General features: G+C 58.5%; 1 protein-coding gene. It reads left to right on the top strand.

The window, feature by feature from the left end; all coding sequences use genetic code 11:
- Nucleotides 1-1,176, top strand: a 1,176-nt coding sequence (tuf, locus tag GOW48_RS22275; RefSeq protein WP_170356932.1) for an elongation factor Tu, incomplete at its 5' end; no start/stop codon positions are given.
- Nucleotides 1,177-1,267 lie beyond the last annotated feature (91 nt).

The raw sequence follows: 1,267 nt of genomic DNA, 5'->3' as shown, positions 1-1,267 counted from the left end.
ATGGCAAAGGAAAAGTTTGAGCGTACAAAACCGCACGTCAACATCGGCACGATTGGCCACGTTGACCATGGTAAAACCACGCTGACCGCAGCGATCACCAAGTATTTCGGTGACTTCAAAGCGTATGACCAGATTGACGGTGCGCCGGAAGAGAAAGCGCGCGGCATCACCATCTCGACCGCCCACGTGGAATACGAGACCGAGAACCGCCACTACGCGCACGTTGACTGCCCCGGCCACGCCGACTACGTCAAGAACATGATCACCGGTGCTGCCCAGATGGACGGCGCGATCCTGGTTGTGAACGCCGCTGACGGCCCGATGCCGCAAACGCGTGAGCACATCCTGCTGGGCCGCCAGGTTGGCATCCCGAAGATGGTCGTGTTCATGAACAAAGTTGACCAGGTTGACGACGAAGAGCTGCTGGAACTCGTGGAAATGGAAATCCGCGAGCTGCTGTCTTCGTACGAATACCCCGGCGACGATATTCCGATCGTTGCAGGTTCGGCTCTGGCCGCGATGGAAGGCAACAACCCGGAAATCGGCGAAGAGAAAATCAAGGAACTGATGGCGGCTGTTGATGAGTACATCGATACCCCTGAGCGCGCTGTTGACCAGCCGTTCCTGATGCCGATCGAAGACGTGTTCTCGATCTCGGGCCGTGGTACCGTTGTGACCGGTCGTGTTGAGCGTGGCGTGATCAACGTTGGCGACGAGATTGAAATCGTCGGCATCCGCGACACTTCGAAAACCACCTGCACCGGCGTTGAAATGTTCCGCAAGCTGCTGGACCGCGGTGAAGCGGGCGACAACATCGGCGCGCTGCTGCGTGGTGTTGACCGTGACGGCGTTGAGCGTGGCCAGGTTCTGTGTAAGCCGGGTTCGGTTACACCGCACACCAAGTTCGAAGCCGAAGCCTACATCCTGACCAAGGAAGAAGGCGGTCGTCACACTCCGTTCTTCGCGAACTACCGTCCTCAGTTCTACTTCCGTACAACTGACGTGACCGGCACCGTGACCCTGGCGGAAGGCACCGAGATGGTCATGCCTGGCGACAACGTGTCGTTCGGCGTTGAGCTGATCGCGCCGATCGCGATGGAGCAGGGCCTGCGCTTCGCGATCCGCGAAGGCGGCCGCACCGTCGGCGCCGGTGTTGTGTCGAAAATCACTGAGTAATCGGTGACGGTGCTGAGATTATTCGTCGAATAATCTCGGGCCTAAACGTTGCACTAAAGAAGGCCGTTCCACAGGGGCGGCCTTTTTCGTT

It is taken from the genome of Ruegeria lacuscaerulensis (assembly GCF_013033355.1).
In the GTDB taxonomy this organism is placed as follows: Bacteria; Pseudomonadota; Alphaproteobacteria; order Rhodobacterales; family Rhodobacteraceae; genus Ruegeria; species Ruegeria lacuscaerulensis_A.
This window is presented reverse-complemented; position numbering and strand designations above follow the sequence as displayed.